The 15,952-nt window shown below is 72.1% G+C and carries 10 protein-coding genes; 3 read left to right on the top strand and 7 right to left on the bottom strand.

Annotation, left to right across the window (positions count from 1 at the left end; translation table 11 throughout):
• Window positions 1-6 precede the first annotated feature (6 nt).
• A complete protein-coding gene (locus J3P44_RS20915; RefSeq protein WP_255892405.1) occupies window positions 7-2,835 on the bottom strand; it encodes an AfsR/SARP family transcriptional regulator in 2,829 nt (942 codons plus the stop codon).
• Window positions 2,836-2,941: 106 nt separating this feature from the next.
• Between J3P44_RS20915 and J3P44_RS20910 the strand changes: the two genes are divergently transcribed.
• On the top strand, window positions 2,942-3,712 hold the full coding sequence (locus J3P44_RS20910; RefSeq protein ID WP_255892404.1) for a hypothetical protein: 771 nt from the start codon (window positions 2,942-2,944) through the stop codon (window positions 3,710-3,712).
• Between the two features lie 28 nt (window positions 3,713-3,740).
• Here J3P44_RS20910 and guaA read toward each other — a convergent pair whose 3' ends face one another.
• From guaA to J3P44_RS20895, 3 genes are all read right to left on the bottom strand, one after another.
• Window positions 3,741-5,318, bottom strand: a complete 1,578-nt coding sequence (gene guaA / locus J3P44_RS20905) for a glutamine-hydrolyzing GMP synthase (protein ID WP_255892403.1) — start codon at window positions 5,316-5,318, stop codon at window positions 3,741-3,743.
• A 257-nt stretch (window positions 5,319-5,575) separates the two neighbouring features.
• Complete coding sequence (locus J3P44_RS20900) at window positions 5,576-7,282, bottom strand: GMC oxidoreductase (protein ID WP_255892586.1); 1,707 nt, start codon at window positions 7,280-7,282, stop codon at window positions 5,576-5,578.
• Window positions 7,283-7,293: 11 nt separating this feature from the next.
• Complete coding sequence (locus tag J3P44_RS20895; protein WP_255892402.1) at window positions 7,294-8,922, bottom strand: succinic semialdehyde dehydrogenase; 1,629 nt, start codon at window positions 8,920-8,922, stop codon at window positions 7,294-7,296.
• Between the two features lie 124 nt (window positions 8,923-9,046).
• Here J3P44_RS20895 and J3P44_RS20890 point away from each other — a divergent pair, with 124 nt between their 5' ends.
• Window positions 9,047-9,568, top strand: coding sequence for a hypothetical protein (locus tag J3P44_RS20890; RefSeq protein ID WP_255892400.1), 522 nt, complete (start codon window positions 9,047-9,049; stop codon window positions 9,566-9,568).
• Between the two features lie 13 nt (window positions 9,569-9,581).
• Here J3P44_RS20890 and J3P44_RS20885 read toward each other — a convergent pair whose 3' ends face one another.
• Both J3P44_RS20885 and J3P44_RS20880 read right to left on the bottom strand, forming a co-directional pair.
• The gene (locus J3P44_RS20885; protein WP_255892399.1) at window positions 9,582-11,306 is read right to left on the bottom strand and encodes a glycerol-3-phosphate dehydrogenase/oxidase; all 1,725 of its coding nucleotides are present in this window, start codon (window positions 11,304-11,306) and stop codon (window positions 9,582-9,584) included.
• Window positions 11,307-11,351: 45 nt separating this feature from the next.
• Entirely contained in the window at window positions 11,352-12,461 is a 1,110-nt protein-coding gene (locus J3P44_RS20880; protein ID WP_255892398.1) for a GuaB3 family IMP dehydrogenase-related protein, read from the bottom strand.
• 228 nt (window positions 12,462-12,689) lie between these two features.
• On the opposite strand from J3P44_RS20880, the gene J3P44_RS20875 reads away from it, so the two are divergent.
• Entirely contained in the window at window positions 12,690-14,423 is a 1,734-nt protein-coding gene (locus J3P44_RS20875; protein WP_255892397.1) for a CHAP domain-containing protein, read from the top strand.
• Window positions 14,424-14,447: 24 nt separating this feature from the next.
• Here J3P44_RS20875 and guaB read toward each other — a convergent pair whose 3' ends face one another.
• Window positions 14,448-15,950, bottom strand: coding sequence for an IMP dehydrogenase (gene guaB, locus J3P44_RS20870; RefSeq protein WP_255892396.1), 1,503 nt, complete (start codon window positions 15,948-15,950; stop codon window positions 14,448-14,450).
• Between the last annotated feature and the right edge of the window lie 2 nt (window positions 15,951-15,952).

The following is a 15,952-nucleotide window of genomic DNA, read 5'->3' as shown; positions in this document are numbered from 1 at the left end:
CTCACCCTATTCGCGGCCGAGCAGACCGAGCTCGTCAGCGACGCAACGCATCCCGAGGTCGAGGGCCGCGTCGAGGGTGAGCGCCGCACCTGTGGCCCGCGCGGCGTGAAGGCCGGCCGGCGCCAAGGCGGCAAGGGCGGACCCCGTACGACGCTCACGGAACCGCACGTCCGCGGGAACCGCGACGGACTCCTCCTCCGCCAGGGCGGCGTCAGCCGCAGCGAGCAGCGTCGCGGCGAGCGCAGGCTCGGTGCGGTGCACGGCGAGCACGGCCATCGTCTCCAGGCACTCCACGAGCCGGTATCGCTGGCCAGTGCCACGAAGCACCTCGAGAGCGGACCGGAGGTGGTCGGCAGCCTGCCGGTTCTCCCCCTCCGCCAACGCCACGTCGGCGAGGCAGCGCAGCACCAGGGCCCGCTCGACGGGGTCCGTCTCGATCGCAAGGCTCTCCTCGAGGCACACCCGCGCATGTGGGGTGTCGTCGAGGTCGAGGGCGATCATGGCCCGGTTCACGAGGGACAGGGTCAACGGCAACGCCGGATCGGCCAGTCGGCGGCGGAGTGCGATGGCCTCGTCCATCATCGGCGCGGCCTCGTCGGGCCGCCCGAGGTCACGGGTCAGTCCACCGAGGGTGTTGAGCGCGCGGGCCGCCCACGCCGGGTCGTCGGCCTCGTCGATCCGGGCATAGGCCTCCCGGCTGTGCCTCAGGGCCTCGGCGGCGTGGCCCCGCTCGCCCTGGCAGATGGCCATCGCGTGATGGGCCCGGCCCACGGTCAGGGCGGGCGCCTCCGGTGCCAGGCGGATGGCGCGGGGCAACCACGACACGTCCTCGGACCCGGGGCTGGTGTGGTACCAGTAGATCCCTTGGGCGGCCGCGAGCCGCAACAACAGCTCCGGCGCCGCACGGTCGCCGGACTCGGCGCGTCCGGCCCACCACGTCATAGCGGCGCGCATGTTGCCGCGTTCCTCGGCCAGCCTGTCGAACCACTCGGCACGCCGGGGGCCGCGCATCCCCACGAGCGCGTCCTCCGCGGTCCGGAGCTGCCACTCGGCGTGCGCGTCGGCGGTCTCGGCAAGGTCCTCGGCCAGCAGCTCCAAGGCGTACTCGCGCACGGTCTCCAGCATGAGGAACCGCCCCGGACCGCCGACATGGAGAAGGCTGGCGCGGGTCAGGCCCTTCAGCACGCCCACGTCCGCTCCGGCGACCCCAGCCGCGGCGTCAGCATCGAAGCCACCGACGAAGACCCCCAGCCTCCGGAAGGCGGCGGCCTCTGCGGCGGTGAGGAGGTCGACACTCCAGGCGACGGCTCCGCGCAGGCTGCGCTGCCGGGGCGTGCGGTCCCTCAGCTCGTACGACGCCAGCTCCAACCGGGCGAGCAGGCCACTGGCCATGTCGGGCAGGCTGATCTCGTCGGCGCGGGCGGCCGCCAGCTCCAGCGCCAGCGGCATGCGGTCGAGCGTCGCGCACACGTGCGCGATCACGTCCGTGGCCCCGGAGTCGAACCATGGCGCGACCTCGCGCGCCCGGGCCGCGAACAGCGGGACCGCGTCGGCCTCGGCCAGTGGTCCGACGACCCGCACGTGCTCGCCGTACACCTGGAGCCGCTTGCGGCTGGTGACCAGGGCGCAGATGTCCTGGGCCGATGCGAGGACCTCGGAGACCACCGGCGCCGCCTCGTCCACCTGCTCGAAGTTGTCCAGCAGGAGCAGCATCCGCCGCTGCGCCAGGTGCTTCTTCAGCGGCGTCAGGAAGTCGTCGCCGACCTCGTCCACGCCGAGCGTCCCGGCGATCGCCTGAAGCACCAACGCTGGGTCGCGCACGTCCGCAAGCCCCACGAACCAGACCCCGTCGGGGAAGTCGGAGGCCAGCTCATGGGCAACAGCCAGGGCGAGGCGGGTCTTGCCGATGCCCCCCGGACCCGTCAGCGTCACCAGACGCACGTCCGGCTCCCGCAGCAGCGCCACCAGCTCATCGATCTCGGACGCCCTGCCGAAGAACCGGGTGGTGGTGGCCGGCAGCCTGCGACGTCCACGCACAGAGGCGTCGTCCACTCGCAGGGACGGGTCGTCCACGAGCACCCGCTGGTGCAGGTCGAGCAAGCCCCGACCGGGTTCGAGACCCGTCTCATCGACCTTGGCCCGGCGGAGCCGGGCGAGCTCCGCGAGCGCGTCTGCCTGGCGGCCACTGCGGTGCAGCGCCAGCACCAAGGGCGCGACGAGGTCCTCCCGGAGGGGATTGCGCGCCACCACCTCCTCCAGCTCGGGCACCAGGTCACGGTGCCGGCCCTGCTGCAGGAGCGCCTCGGCCCTGAGCGCCACGACCTCCAGGCGCCGTTCGTCGAGGCCGACCGCGACCTGGTCGAGGGCTGGGAGGTGGCGCAGGTCCGCCCACGCCTCGCCCCGCCACAGGCCCAGTGCCTCCTCCGCCGCCGCCGCGACCTCGACGAGGTCGCCCGTCGCGTACGCCGCTCTGACCCGCTCGTGGGCGGAGCCGAAGCGCGCGAGGTCGACCTGATCGGGTGTCACCGTCAGGCGGTAGGCCTTCCCGACGGTCTCGAGCAGCGCCCCGCCACCACCGCCTGGGGCCAGCACCTTGCGGAGCGCCGAGACGTGGACCTGCAGGTTCCGCACGGGCTCGTGGGGCGGGTCAGCCGGCCAGAGCTCGTCGATGAGTCGCTCGACCGTCACGGCGTGCGGTGCCGCCCGAAGCAGCAGCCCCAGCAGCGCGCGGCGCAACGGAGGTCCCAGATCGATGGCCTGCGCTCCGGCACGCACCTCGAGGGGGCCCAGCGCGGCGAAGTACAGCGGCGCGTGGTCGGGCGGCTCCCCGTGCATGGGGTCATTATGCGCAGCCCGCGCCGCCGCTGTTGAGCATCCGTTGAGCGGCGTCCGGAAACCTCACCTCCCTCGGCACCACCCACTCACGACAGGGAGAACCCACATGACCAGGACACGTTGCTCTCGCAGGGCCGCCGGCGTGCTCGCCGGGGCCGCCACCATCGTCGCAGCGACCGTTGCGCCGTCGACAGCCATCGAGGGCGACACCCTCACCGTCGCCGGACCCGCGACCGGGACCGTCGGCCTGCCCGTGGTCCTCACCGCCAACGGCGTGCTCGCGGACCACTACCTCGACCGGTGGCTCGAGGTGTTCGCGCTTCCGACGGCTGTGGTGAGCTCATGCCCGCCGTCGGTGATGAACGCACCGACCGTGGCATCCGGCAGCTCCAGCATCGGCGGCGACCTGGTGGCCACCGCGGTCCACGCAGGCAACGCCGAGCCGTACTCCATCCCGATCGTCTGGAGTCCGCGGGTGGCAGGCACCTACCTGGTCTGCACCTACCTCAACCACCAGATCTACACCGACGTCCTGCACCAGCACACGATCACGATCTCCAACGGCGGTGGCACCGTCACGACTCCCCCGCCGCCCGTCGTCACGCCCCCGAGCACCGGGTCCGCGCCCGCCAGGCTCACCGCGCCTCGCCTGGCGAAGCAGGGTGCTCGGCTCGTGTGCTCCCGGGGCACCTGGTCGGGCAGCCCCACGTCCTACGCGTACAAGTGGAAGGTCGGCAGCAAGGTCAAGGCGGGCGCGACGTCATCGAAGCTGAGGATCACGCGGGCACTACGCGGCAAGACCGTGTCCTGCGGTGTGGTCGCCCGCAACGCCGCAGGCAGCACCACCGCCTGGAGCCGCAGGCTCAGGGTCCGCTGAGCCGTGGCGCCGGCAGGTCAGTCCTTCCTCACTCCCACTCGATGGTGCCCGGGGGCTTCGAGGTGATGTCGAGGGTGACCCGGTTGACCTCGGCGACCTCGTTGGTGATCCGGGTCGAGATCCGCTCCATGACGTCGTAGGGCAGCCGGGCCCAGTCGGCCGTCATCGCGTCCTCGGACGTGACGGGGCGGATCACGACGGGGTGGCCGTAGGTCCGCCCGTCACCCTGTACGCCGACGGAGCGCACGTCGGCGAGCAGCACGACCGGCATCTGCCAGATGTCGCGATCCAGGCCGGCGCGGGTCAGCTCCTGGCGCGCGATGGCGTCGGCCCGGCGGAGGATGTCGAGCCGGTCGGCGGTCACCTCGCCGATGATCCGGATGCCGAGCCCCGGGCCGGGGAAGGGCTGGCGCCACACCATCTCGGCGGGCAGGCCCAGCTGCTCGCCGACGAGGCGGACCTCGTCCTTGAACAGCGTGCGGAGCGGCTCGACCAGCGCGAACTCGAGGTCCTCCGGCAGGCCGCCGACGTTGTGGTGGGACTTGATGTTGGAGGTGCCGGCGCCACCGCCGGACTCGACCACGTCGGGGTAGAGCGTGCCCTGGACGAGGAAGCCGACCTTCTCGCCGTGCTCGGCGGCCTCGCCGAGCACCTGCACCTCGGCGGCCTCGAACGCGCGGATGAACTCGCGGCCGATGATCTTGCGCTTCTCCTCCGGGTCGGTGACCCCGGCGAGGGCGGCGAGGAACGTCTCGCGCGCGTCGTAGACGTGGAGGTTGACGCCGGTCGCGGCGACGAAGTCGCGCTCGACCTGCTCGGCCTCGCCCTCGCGCAGCAGGCCGTGGTCGACGAACACGCAGTGCAGCCGGTCGCCGATCGCCCGCTGCACGATGGCTGCGGCGACGGCGGAGTCCACCCCGCCGGAGAGGCCGCAGATGGCCAGGCCGCTCTCGCCGACCTGCTCGCGCACGCGCTCGATCTGCTCCTCGGCGATGTTGAGCATCGTCCAGGTCTGACGGGCGCCGGCGATGTTGTGGAGGAAGTGCTCGAGCACCTTCTGGCCGTGCTCGGAGTGCAGCACCTCGGGGTGCCACTGCACGCCGGCGAGGCCGCGGTCGACGTCCTCGAAGGCGGCGACGGGGGTGCCGTCGGTGGAGGCGAGGACGGTGAAGCCCGCGGGGGCCTGCGCCACCGAATCGCCGTGGGACATCCAGACCTTGTGCTGGGCGGGGATGCCTTCGAGGAGGGTGCCCGGCTCGGAGACGGTGACCGGCGTACGTCCGTACTCGCGCGCGCCGGTGTGGGCGACCTCGCCGCCGAGGCCGGCGGCCATCAGCTGGAAGCCGTAGCACATGCCGAAGACCGGCACCCCGGCCGTGAAGACCCCGGTGTCGATGCCGGGAGCGCCGTCGGCGTACACGCTGGACGGGCCGCCGGACAGGATGATCGCCTTCGGCTTGCGCGCGAGCATGTCGGCGACCGGCATCGTGTGCGGGACGATCTCGGAGTAGACCCGCGCCTCGCGGACGCGCCGCGCGATGAGCTGGGCGTACTGGGCGCCGAAGTCGACGACGAGGACCAGGTCGTGCTCGGGGGGCTGCGTCACAGACGGAGTCTATCGGCGTGCCATGGCGACAAATCGCACCAGGGCCTGATCGGGGAGGGAGGGTGACCAGGCCCTGGTGCTTGACTCCCAGCGACTGAAAAGACAGCGCCGAGATCGAGGGTTCCGGCCCTTGGGAGGGAGCATGACTGCCGGAGCCCTCACTCGGCCCAACGACCTCTCCGGAGGGTGGTTACGGCCCACTCCCCGGTAAATGGTCCGGGTTCTGGTGCGGGTTCTCGGCGACGTTCGCCTCGGGCTCAGCTCACGTCGACGATCGGCAGGCGCAGCGCCCCGGGGGCGGCCTCCGGCACGACCGGGTTCTTCGGCTCCACCGGGGCGAGCCGGCGGTAGGCCGCCCCCAGCTCCGGGCGCGGGTCCGCCTCGCCCTTGTTGGGCCAGAACGCCATCGCGCGCTCGGCCTGCGCGGTGATCGTCAGCGACGGGTTGACCCCCAGGTTGGCCGAGACCGCCGAGCCGTCGACCACGTGCAGTCCCTCGTGGCCGTACAGGCGCTGCCAGGGGTCCACGACGCCTGTCTCCGGGGAGTCGCCGATCGTGCAGCCTCCGATGAAGTGCGCAGTCAGCGGCCGGTTGAAGACCTCACCCACGTTGCCTCCCGGCGTCCCGCCGAGGACCTCGGCCATCCGGCGGGTCGCTTCGTAGGCGATGGGGATGTAGGTCGGGTTGGGCAGGCCGTGCCCCTGCTCGCTGGTCATCCGCCAGCCGAAGCGGCCCTTGACTCCCTTGGTGGTGATCGAGTTGTCGAGGGTCTGCATCACCAGCGCGATCACGGTGCGCTCAGACCAGTGCTTGAAGTCGTAGAGGTCGAGGGCCGTACGCCGTTGCGCCCAGAGCTCGCGCAGCCACGTCCGCACCCGGGACCGTCCGGGGGTGTCGTCGGCGAGCACGGTCTGCATCAGCGCCATCGCGTTGGAGCCCTTGCCGTAGCGCACCGGCTCGATGTGGGTGACCTCGTCGGGGTGCCACGACGACGTGATCGCGACGCCCTCGGTGAAGTCGGTCGAGGCGTCGGGCGCCAGAGCGCCGAGGATCGCCTCGGAGTTGGTGCGGGTGAGCACCCCGAGCCGGTCGCTGATCCGGGGCAGGTGGCCTTCGCCCTTCAGCTCGTGGAGCAGCTTCTGGGTGCCGAGCGCCGCCGCGGAGAAGACGACCTGGTCGGCGGTGAAGGTCCTGGTGGCCGTGCGTCGCGACAGCTTGGCCTTGGTCCACCGTGTGGTGACCTCGTAGCCGCCGCCGTCCAGGGGGCGTACGCGGGTCGCCGTGGTGAGCGGGTGCACCACCGCACCCGCCCGCTCGGCGAGGTGGAGGTAGTTCTTGACCAGCGTGTTCTTGGCGTTGTGGCGGCACCCGGTCATGCACTCACCGCAGTTGAGGCAGGCGTTGCGCGCCGGCCCGGCCCCACCGAAGTACGGATCGGCGACCTGCTCCCCGCCCCGGGCGTCCGGTCCGCCGAAGAAGACCCCGACCGGGGTGGGGTGGAACGTGTGACCGACGCCCATGTCCTCGGCGACCTGCTTCATCACCACGTCGGACGGCGTGTGCCGCGGGTTGTCCACCACGCCCAGCATCCGCTTGGCCTGGTCGTAGTAGGGCGCGAGCTCGCTCTTCCAGTCGGTGATGTGCGCCCAGGACGGGTCACGGTAGAACGCGTCGAGGGGCTCGTAGAGGGTGTTGGCGTAGACCAGCGAACCGCCGCCGACGCCCGCTCCGGCGAGGATCAGGCAGTCCTTGACCATGTCGATGCGCTGGATGCCGTAGAGGCCCAGCGTGGGGGCGAAGAGGAACCGCCTGGCGTCGAAGGACGTCGCCGGGAAGTCACCGTCGTCGAACCGGGCGCCGGCCTCGAGCACGCCGACCTTGTAGCCCTTCTCGGTCAGGCGAAGGGCGGTGACCGAGCCACCGAAGCCGGAGCCGATGACCAGGACGTCGTAGTGCTGGATCATGGGGGGAGTGCTCACGCACGTCCCAACTTGTTGAGCAGCCGGAGCGACGCGGTCAGCACCTTGGCGTTGACCTCCTCCGACATCCCGAACATCGGCGCGATCGGGACGAGTCGCTGCGTGGCGACCGACTGCGCCTCGGTGTAGCGGTGGATCCCCTCGGCTCCCTGGCGACGACCCATGCCCGACTCGCGCATGCCGCCCATGGGCGCACCGAGCGAGCCGAACGTCGCGCCGAAGGCCTCGTTGACGTTGACCGTGCCGCACTTGATCCGGCGCGCGAGTGCCCGGCCGCGCGCCCCGTCACGGGTGTAGACCGAGGCGTTGAGGCCGTACGACCCGTCGTTGGCGCGCTCGACCGCCTCGTCCTCGCTGTGGAACCGGTAGAGCGCGACGACGGGGCCGAACGTCTCGTGGCCGAAGCACTGCATGTCGGCGGAGACCCCCTCGAGAATCGTCGGCTCGTAGACGAACGGGCCGAGGTCGGGGCGCGCCCGGCCGCCGGTGAGGACCTGCGCGCCCTTGGCGACCGCGTCCTCGACATGGGCGGTCACGGTGTCGAGCTGGGCCTGGGAGATGAGGGACCCCATGTCGACGCTCCAGTCGTGGCCGGCTCCCAGCGTCATGGCCTCCGTCCGGGAGACGAAGGCGTCGACGAACCTGTCGTAGACCTGGTCGGCGACGAAGAGTCGCTCCATCGAGACGCAGAGCTGCCCGGCGTTGGAGAACACGGCGCGGGTGGCGCCCTCCGCCGCGCGCTGGACGTCTGCGTCGCGCAGGACCAGCATCGGGTTCTTGCCGCCGAGCTCCAGCGAGCAGCCGACCAGCCGGTCGGCGCACTGGCGGGCGATCAGCTTGCCGGTCGCGGTGGAGCCGGTGAAGCAGATGTAGTCGGCCGCGGCGACCAAGGCGCCGCCGATCTCCGGACCGGGCCCGGCGACGACCTGCCACACCTCGGGCGGGAAGCCGGCCTCGTCCAGGAGCTGCACGGCGAGCAGCGCGGTGAGCATCGTCTGCGCGTCGGGCTTGGCGACCACCGCGTTGCCGGCGAGCAGGGCCGGGAGGCCGTCGCACAGAGCCATGGTGAGGGGGTAGTTCCAGGGCGAGATGATCCCGACGACGCCCTTGGGCACGCGGTGGACCTCGGCCCGGGTGAGGAGGGGAAACATGCCACCGACGCGCTGCGTGTCGAGGTGCTCGTGCGCGGTGCGGGCGTAGTAGCGCGCGGTCAGCGCGAGGTGGGCCACCTCGAGGTAGGCGTCCTTGCGGGCCTTGCCCGACTCCCACACGACGAGGTCGATCAGCTCGTCCTGGCGGTCGAGGAGCAGGTCGTGCAGGCGGAGCAGGCAGGCGGCGCGCTGGTCGATCGTCGTGGCTGCCCACGACACCTGCGCCTTGCGGGCGCGCGCGAACGCGTCGGCCACGTCGGCCTGGCTCGACTGCGGCACGTGCGCGAGCGGGGTGTGGCCGATCGGCGACGACACGGCGTGCGTCTCGCCGGAGGTGCTCGCCACGCGGCGGGTCAGGCTGGCGACGTACGAGCGGTCGAGGCCGTAGGCCGCGCTGCTGTCGTGCTCGGGGTCGGCCGGGCCGTCGGTGATGTGGCCGGGGCGCCCCGGGGTGGTCGGGCTCTGCTCGCTCATCCCTGCAGAGTAGGACGGCGTCGACGCGGTTGCTACTGGTTGGTCACTTCGTCCCAGCATTTGACACTTCGGGACTATTTGTCCAATGCGGGGGCGGGACCGCGCCACTCGCTAGGGTCGCTCCATGTCGTCCGAGTCGCCCGATCCGTTCCCTTCCCAGCACCGCATCCTGACCGGATCCCTCATGGGCGGGCTGGTCGTCCTCGGCCTGGCGCTGTCCTTCGTGCTGCCGACCGACGAGGCACCCGCGGCCTGGGTCCCGCTCGCGCAGATCGTGGCCGGGGTGGCGGTGCACCTCACGCTGGAGGCGATCGGCTACCGCACGGTCCCTCTCGACCCCTCCGTCGACGACGACCAGGCCGCCGCCCAGGCCAAGGTGCGCTACCAGACCGGGATGATCCTGCGGTTCGCCATCTGTGAGGCCGTCGCCATCGCGTCGATCGGCCTCGCGTTCGTGCTGCCCGAGGGCGGCTTCCTCGTCTACGCGGTCGGTGCGCTGGTCTCGCTGGTCCTCATGGGCGTGCACGTGTGGCCCTGGGCCCGGCCGGTCGGCAAGTCCGCGGACGCGCTCGAGGCCTCGGGCCAGCCGTCCGGCCTGCGCGAGGCCTTCGGCCTGGCGTCGCCCGGGCCGATCCAGCGTCTCTGACGCGCCCGGGCGCTCAGACGATCTCCGGCGCCTGGACCCGCGCCTCGTCCGCCTCCTGGTCGGTCGGCATCAGCTGGCTCTGGCGCTCGGCCTCGACGCGCCGCAGGTAGTGGTCGACCTCGTCGTCGCGCTGGGCGTCGTCCCAGCCCAGCGCCTCGGCCATCAGCTCCGCGGCCGGGCGGGCGGCGACGATGCCGCGGTCGAAGGTCTCGATCGACACGCGCGTGCGCCGCGCCAGCACGTCGTCGAGGTGGCGGGCGCCCTCGTGCGTGACGGCGTAGAGCACCTCGGCGCGCAGGTAGTGCTCCGCCCCGGGAAGGGGCTCCCCCAGGTCCGGACGCCGGTGGATCAGGGCGAGGACCTCCTCGACGAGACCGCCGTAGCGCCCCAGCAGGTGGTCGATCACGCCGATGTCGAGACCGGACGACCGGCTGAGGGCGACCCGCTGGTTGGTGCGCGCCTCGAAGCCCCAGGCGCCCATCAGCGGCACCTGGTCGGTGATCGAGGCGGGGGTCGCGTCGAAGTCGCGGATGGCGTGGTCGACCGCGTCCTTCGCCATGACCCGGTACGTCGTCAGCTTGCCGCCGGCGACCAGCACGAGGCCCGGCACCGGGTTGGTGACCGTGTGCTCGCGGGAGAGCTTGGTGGTCTCCCCCATCTCGCCCTCCTTGCGCATCGGCTTGAGCAGCGGCCGGAGCCCGGCGTACACGCCGACCACGTCGCGCTGGTCGAGCGGGTCCTTGAGCAGCCTGTTGACGTGGCCGAGGACGTACTCGATGTCGGTCCGGCTGGCCGCGGGGTGGGCCAGGTCGAGGTCCCAGGCAGTGTCGGTGGTCCCGATGATCCAGAAGTGGCCCCACGGGATGACGAACAACACCGACTTCTCGGTCTTGGTGATGAAGCCGCACGCGGACCGGATGCGGTCCCTCGGCACCACGAGGTGGATGCCCTTGCTGGCGTCGACGTCGAGCTGCGCCTCGCCGCCGATCAGGTCCTGGACCTGGTCGGTCCACACGCCGGCGGCGTTGATCACCACCCGGGCGCGGATCTCGAGGTCACGCTGGCCCTCGAGGTCGCGAGCGCTGACGCCCACGACCCTCCCGCCCTCGGCGTCCCCCTCCCGCAGGAAGCCGGTGACCTTCGTCCGGGTGGCGATGTGAGCACCGTTGTTGGCGGCGGTGCGGGCGATGGTCATCACCAGCCGCGCGTCGTCGACCTGGCAGTCGTAGTAGCGGATGGCGCCGTGCAGCTTGTCGGTCCTGATGTCGGGGGCCATGCGGGCCAGCTGCTTGCGGAAGACGTGCTTGTGCCGGGGCACGCCCATGTCGTACTTCCCGGCCATCGCCATGGCGTCGTAGAGCGCGACGCCGGCCCCGACGTAGGGCCTCTCCCACGCGTGCTCGAGCGGGTAGAGGAACGGCACCGGGCGCACGAGGTGCGGCGCCAGCCGGGTCAGCAGCAGGCCACGCTCCTCCAGCGCCTCCTTGACGAGGGCGAAGTCGAACATCTCCAGGTAGCGGAGGCCGCCGTGGACGAGCTTGGACGAGCGCGAGGACGTACCCGAGGCGATGTCACGCTGCTCGACCAGGCCGACCTTCAGCCCGCGCGTCACGGCATCGAGCGCCGCGCCCACCCCGACGATCCCGCCGCCGACGACCAGGACGTCGAGCTCTCCGGACCCGAGGTGCTGGAGCGCGTCGGCGCGCTGGTCGGCATCGAGGGCCTTGGCGAGCGTCATGCCGACAGTCTCTCAGCCCCGCCCAGTCCGGCGCCGGGTCCGGCGTCAGTGCTGGACGACGACCTCGATGCGCTGGAACTCCTTGAGCTCGGTGTAGCCCGTGGTCGCCATGGCCCGGCGCAGGGCGCCGAGCAGGTTCATCGTGCCGTCGGCGACGCGGGAGGGGCCGAACATGATCTCCTCCAGCGACCCCACCGGCTCGAACTCCACGCGCTCGCCGCGCGGCAGCTCGGCGTGGGTCGCCTCGCTCCCCCAGTGGAAGCCGCGCCCGGGAGCCTCGCTCGCCCGCGCGAGGGGGGAGCCGATCATCACCGCGTCGGCTCCGCAGGCGATCGCCTTGGCGATGTCGCCCGAGCTGCCGATGGACCCGTCGGCGATGACGTGGACGTAGCGACCGCCGGACTCGTCCAGGTAGTCGCGGCGTGCCGCCGCCACGTCTGCCACGGCACTGGCCATCGGGACGGCGACACCGAGGACGGTGCGGGTGGTGTGCGCGGCGCCCCCGCCGAAGCCGACCAGGACGCCGGCCGCGCCGGTCCGCATCAGGTGCAGCGCGGCCTGGTAGGTCGCGCAGCCGCCGACGATGACCGGGACGTCGAGCTCGTAGATGAACTCCTTGAGGTTCAGCGGCTCCGACTGGCTGCTGACGTGCTCGGCACTGACTGTGGTGCCGCGGATGACGAACATGTCGACGCCGGCGTCGACGACCGCCTTGACGTGCTCCTTGGTGCGCTGCGGCGAGAGCGATCCGGCGACCGTGACGCCGGCGGCGCGCACCTCCTTGAGGCGGGCCGTGATCAGCTCGGGCTTGATCGGCTCGGCGTAGATCTCCTGCATCCGCCGGGTCGCGTCGGCGCCCTGGAGGCCCGCGACCTCCTCGAGCAGGCCGGAGGGGTCGTCGTACCGGGTCCAGAGGCCCTCGAGGTTGAGCACCCCGAGCCCGCCCATCTGGCCGAGCGCGATCGCCGTCGAGGGCGACATGACCGAGTCCATCGGCGCGGCGAGGACGGGGATCTCGAAGCGGTAGGCGTCGATCTGCCAGGCCGTGCTGACCTCCTCGGGGTCGCGGGTGCGCCGCGAGGGCACGATCGCGATGTCGTCGAAGGAGTAGGCGCGGCGACCGCGCTTGGCACGGCCGATCTCGATCTCGGTCATGCAGGGGAGCCTATCCGCCGGGCTGGACCACTCCTGCGGGCCGTTCCACGGAACGTGGCTACGGCGTTGCCTCCACGACCGAGAGACGTTGACCCGGATCCTCGCACCGTGGCAGTGACTGACCCCATACACCCCTGAGGGGGTCAGGCGCGACGACTGGTCCACATGTTTCCCACAGTTTCCGGCATTCCGCCACGAGCCCTGCTGTCGATTCCTACCGTGGTCAGCGTGGGGAACAAGCAAGGGCGGCGCGCGGTCGCCGCGGGTCTGGCGAGCGCCTGTGTGGCGGCCGCCCTGCTCGTCGCGTCCGGACCGGCTGCGCATGCCTCGGACGACTACCCGTGGGCGTGGCAGGGCCAGTGCCCGATCATCCCGCAGGCGCCGATCGAGCCGCCGCCCCCGCCCCCGCTCCCGACACCCACGCCGACTCCCACCCCGACCCCCGACAAGCCCGGCGAGACCCCCGACCCGGTGGTGCCGACCCCGCCACCTCCCCCGCCGCCTCCCCCGCCAGTCCTCGACCCGGTCACCGGCCACATGTACGACCCGCGCGGCCCGAAGCCGACGTGCGAGCGACGCGTGTGGTCGATCAACGGGTCCATCGGCGATGCCTGGGGCTTCGTCCTCCGCAACTGCACGAGCTTCGTGGCCTGGCGGATGCAGGAGCGCAACCGGCTGGCGGGCTTCTCCAACCACTTCCGAGGACACCACTGGGGTGACGCGCGGAACTGGGACGACGTGGCTCGGACCCTGGGCTACCGCGTGGACACGATCCCCGCGATCGGCGCCGTGGCCCAGTCGGACGCGGGCCGCGTCGGCCATGTCGCCTGGGTGACCGACGTCGGCCCGGGCACCGTGACGATCGAGGAGTACAACCATGCCACCCCCGGTGGCTACGGGATCCGCACCGTCCCCGTGGGCGAGTTCCGCTACCTCCACCTCGATGACGTCGCCCCCTCCCCCTTGATCGGCTCGAGCCGCCCGGTCGTCTCCGTCTCCGACGGGCTCGGCGAGTCGTGGACCGCCCGGGTCGACGCAGCAGGCACCCTGCGCGTGGCTCGTCCGGGACGACCAGCCCGCCTCGTGGGCGTGCCCGGTGCCTTCTCCCCGCTCGCAGCCCCCGCGATCGTCCTCGACCCGCGCGGCGAGGCGTGGGTGGCAGCGACCACGACCGACGGTCGCGTGCTCGCCGGCACCACGCGCCGAGCCGGGTTCGCGCTCCACGCCGTCGGCACTGCGGCACCGACCTCCAGTCCTGCCCTGGCGCTCACCCGCACCCGGCGTCCGCTGCTGGCCACCATCTCCCCCGCCGGCGACCTGTCCACCCGCCGACTCACCCGGGAGCGCCGCTGGAGCCGTCCTCTGCGCGTCGGCCGGCCAGGGTCGTGGGCCACGCACACCGCCCCGGTCCTCGGCCACGACGGCGCAGGACGCACCTGGCTGGTGGCCGTCACGTCCGGCGGCGCCACGTACGCCCAGAGCGTGGAGCGCGGGCGACTCGTCCGGCTGCCCGGCCCGGCCGGCTCGATCACCTCCACCCCCGCGCTGACGCGCGCCGGCGACGGCACCACCTACCTCCACCAGGTCGCCGCCACCGGGCAGCTGACCGTCCGCGGGCTCGCGGGACCGGACTGGAGGCGGATCGGCACCGTCGCGGGCAGCTGGTCGCCCTACGCCTCGCCCGCGGTCGCGGAGATCGCCGGTGAGCTGCACGTGGCGGGAGCCCTGTCGAACGGCGCGGTGCTCGTCCGGTCAGCCGTGCCGGGCAGGCGCTCCCGGCTGCCCGTCCGCGTCCTGTCCAGCGGCGATCCCACCCGGTCTCCCGGGTTGGTGACGCGGAGCAACGCGGGGATCTTCGTCGTGGCGGACAGCCGGCAGGCGGCGCGCGCCCGGCTGCTCACCCGGCCGGCCTCGGCCCTGGTCGGCGACTCCGCTCCCACCCGCGCCGGCTTCACGCCCTGACGCGTCGAGCAGCACCCGGGCCGGTCAGGCTCCGGAGTAGTTGGGCGCCTCGACGGTCATCTGCACGCCGTGCGGGTGGCTCTCCTTGAGCGAGGCTGAGGTGATCCGGACGAACCGGCCCTTGTCCTGCAGCTCGGGGATGGTGCGCGCGCCGACGTAGAACATCGACTGGTTGAGCCCGCCGACGAGCTGGTGGGCGACCGCGGACAGCGGCCCGCGGTAGGCGACCTGGCCCTCGATGCCCTCGGGCACGATCTTGTCGTCGCTGGCGACCTCGGCCTGGAAGTAGCGGTCCTTGGAGTAGGACTTCTTGCCGCGGCTGCTCATCGCCGCGAGCGAGCCCATGCCGCGGTAGGACTTGAACTGCTTGCCGTTGACGAAGACGACCTCGCCCGGAGACTCCTCGCAGCCGGCCAGCATCGAGCCCACCATCACCGAGTCCGCGCCGGCGACGAGCGCCTTGGCGATCTCGCCGGAGTGCTTCATGCCCCCGTCGGCGATCAGCGGGACGCCCGCCGGCTTGGTGGCCAGCGACGCCTCGTGGACCGCGGTCACCTGCGGCACGCCCACACCGGTGACGACGCGGGTGGTGCAGATCGAACCCGGTCCGACCCCGACCTTGACGGCGTCGGCACCGGCGTCCACGAAGGCCTGGGCGCCATCGCGCGTGGCGACGTTGCCGCCGATGACCTGCACGTGCCGGGTCGCGGGGTCGGTCTTGAGCCGGCGCACCATGTCGAGCAGCAGGTGGACGTGTCCGTGGGCGGTGTCGGCGACCAGCACGTCGACCCCGGCCTCGACGAGCGTGGTCGCGCGCTCCCAGGCGTCGCCGAAGTAGCCGATCGCCGCGCCCACGAGCAGGCGCCCGTCGGCGTCGTACGACGCGTGGGGGAACTGCTCGCCCTTGACGAAGTCCTTGACCGTGATCAGTCCACCGAGGCGACCGTCCGCGTCGACGAGCGGCAGCCGCTCGCGCTTGTGGGCGCGCAGGAGGGAGGTGGCCTCCTCGCGGGAGATGCCGATCGGACCGGTGATCAGGCCCTCGCTGGTCATCACCTCCGTGACCTTGGTGGTCGCCCACTCCGCCACCGGGGTGAAGCGCAGGTCGCGGTTGGTGATGATGCCGAGGAGCCGGTCGTCGAGGTCGACGACGGGCAGGCCCGAGACGCGGTACTCGCCGCAGATCCGGTCGAGCTCCTCCAGCGTCGCGTCGGGACCGATGGTGACGGGGTTGGAGATGATCCCGGTCTGGGTCCGCTTCACCAGGTCGACCTGGCGCGCCTGGTCCTCGATCGAGAGGTTGCGGTGCAGGACGCCCATGCCGCCCTCGCGGGCCATCGCGATCGCCATGCGCGACTCGGTGACGGTGTCCATCGCGGCGCTGATCAGCGGCACCCTGACGGAGATCTCGCGCGTCAGGCGCGTGGTGGTGTCGATGTCGCTCGGCGCGAGGTCGGACTCGCCCGGCAGCAGCAGCACGTCGTCGTAGGTGAGGCCCAGGGCAGCGAACTTCTCGGGGATCTCCACGG

Source organism: Nocardioides astragali (assembly GCF_024436375.1).
Taxonomy (GTDB): Bacteria; Actinomycetota; Actinomycetes; order Propionibacteriales; family Nocardioidaceae; genus Nocardioides; species Nocardioides astragali.
This window is presented reverse-complemented; position numbering and strand designations above follow the sequence as displayed.

What these genes read in the sequence shown, in the direction of transcription:
- J3P44_RS20915 (WP_255892405.1), bottom strand. Translation starts at nt 2,835, where the DNA reads ATGCACGGGGAGCCGCCCGACCACGCGCCGCTGTACTTCGCCGCGCTG.
- J3P44_RS20910 (WP_255892404.1), top strand. Translation starts at nt 2,942, where the DNA reads ATGACCAGGACACGTTGCTCTCGCAGGGCCGCCGGCGTGCTCGCCGGG.
- J3P44_RS20900 (WP_255892586.1), bottom strand. Translation starts at nt 7,282, where the DNA reads ATGATCCAGCACTACGACGTCCTGGTCATCGGCTCCGGCTTCGGTGGC.
- J3P44_RS20895 (WP_255892402.1), bottom strand. Translation starts at nt 8,922, where the DNA reads ATGAGCGAGCAGAGCCCGACCACCCCGGGGCGCCCCGGCCACATCACC.
- J3P44_RS20890 (WP_255892400.1), top strand. Translation starts at nt 9,047, where the DNA reads ATGTCGTCCGAGTCGCCCGATCCGTTCCCTTCCCAGCACCGCATCCTG.
- J3P44_RS20885 (WP_255892399.1), bottom strand. Translation starts at nt 11,306, where the DNA reads ATGACGCTCGCCAAGGCCCTCGATGCCGACCAGCGCGCCGACGCGCTC.
- J3P44_RS20880 (WP_255892398.1), bottom strand. Translation starts at nt 12,461, where the DNA reads ATGACCGAGATCGAGATCGGCCGTGCCAAGCGCGGTCGCCGCGCCTAC.